Origin of the sequence: Miniimonas arenae (genome assembly GCF_006351005.1) — a bacterium.
Classification (GTDB): domain Bacteria; phylum Actinomycetota; class Actinomycetes; order Actinomycetales; family Beutenbergiaceae; genus Miniimonas; species Miniimonas arenae.
Genome location: NZ_VENP01000124.1, coordinates 1 through 1561, shown reverse-complemented (window position 1 = coordinate 1561; position 1561 = coordinate 1). Strand labels below are relative to the sequence as shown.

At 63.9% G+C, this 1561-nt stretch carries 2 protein-coding genes; one reads left to right on the top strand and one right to left on the bottom strand.

Translation table 11 applies throughout. The features are described from left to right. The first annotated feature begins 95 nt into the window (after positions 1-95). Positions 96-1298 carry a recombinase zinc beta ribbon domain-containing protein gene (locus tag FH969_RS14870; protein ID WP_246072008.1) on the top strand — a complete coding sequence of 401 codons (1203 nt, stop codon included), beginning with the start codon at positions 96-98 and terminating at the stop codon, positions 1296-1298. Between the two features lie 46 nt (positions 1299-1344). Here FH969_RS14870 and FH969_RS15535 read toward each other — a convergent pair. Further along, positions 1345-1561: HEPN domain-containing protein (locus FH969_RS15535; RefSeq protein WP_342777044.1), on the bottom strand; the 217-nt coding region annotated here is incomplete at its 5' end.

Here is a 1561-nt window from a genome sequence, read left to right as displayed (position 1 = left end):
ATGAGGTCTGGGCACGATCGACATCCTTCCAGTGGCACCCCACGGCACCACACATCAGGTGTCACCCATCCGTGCAGCAGTCCCCGGTCTCCTCTGTGCACCGGCTGCTGACCAACCCCTACTACAAGGGCGATGTCGTCTACCGCGGCACCCGCTATAGAGGCGCCCACCCCGTCCTCGTCCCTCCCGAGGTCTGGTACCAGGTCCAGTCGGTGCTCACCGCGCACAAGACAGCCGCCGAGGCCACCCAGGTCCACGACCACTACCTCAAAGGCACCATCCACTGCGGACAGTGCGGGTCACGGCTCATCGTGTCCAACGCGAAGAACCGCCACGGGAAGGTCTACTGCTACTTCGTGTGCTCGGGCAGGCACTCCAAGCGCACCGACTGCACCCGACAAGCGATGCTCATCGAAGACGTGGAGAAGCTGATCGAGGACTACTACACCCGCGTGCAGATCAGCCCCGCCCAGCGCGATGCCCTGTCGGGGATGCTCCACCACGAGTTCGACCGGCTCATGGCCGCCGAGACCGATGAACTCGACCGCCTCACCAAGCACCGTGACCGGCTCGAACACGAACAAGACCGGCTCATGCAGGCCCACTACGCCGATGCGATCCCGCTGCCTGTGCTCCGACGAGAGCAGGACCGCATCCTCGGAGAACTCGACGGCGTGAACCGGCGTATCGACGCCCACCACGGCGACTATGCCGACGCCCGCGCCCACCTCAACGATGCGCTGAACCTGCTGACCGACTGCGCCGACATCTACCGTCGGTGCGACGACGCGAACCGCCGCCTGTGCAACCAGGCCTTCTTCACCAAGGTCTACATCGACGAAGACGACCAACTACGCGTCGAGAACAGCCGGCCCTTCGAGATGCTGCTCGACCCCGAGGTCAACGCCAACGCCCTCAACTGGACTCAGAACGGCAACAAGGCCCGAACCCCGGCCAACGATTCTGTTGGCAAGGGTTCGAGCCTTGTGCGCGGGGTGGAAGCAATGGAGCGCTGCGGGAACAGGCGACCACGGGTTGAGTGGCTTGTTTCCGCGTGGAATCAGGGCACCCACGAGGGTGGCGACCTCGCCGGAGAGCGAGATGACCCGCTGATCGGCGGGTCAGCGGAACCAAAGAAACGACCTCGAACACGGCTCACGGACGAGGAAGTGGACGCTATGCGAACAGCCCGCGACGCTGGTGTCAGTGTGACGGCCCTCGCCCGCCAGTTCGACGTGCACCGTGGCACCGTTTGGGCGAAGACGCGCAGATCAAGGATTGACGTGCCCCGGCCTTGAAGACAAGGCAACCGACGGAGCCAGACCCAGTTGATTCCGATGCCACTTATCTCAGGCGCTCCGCGATGACACGCTCTGGCACGCCCAGCCTCAAAGCAATCCACGCCCGAACGATCTTCACACCAAGCCGGTAGCTGACGATCAGGTCGGCGGGGTCAGGATCAGGTCGGTTCGCGTGCTTGACTGCGTTGTACCCATCGGCGACGTCTTTGGCGAATGTCACAGGGACGCCGGAGACGCACTGGGAGACCTCGCTTGCGATC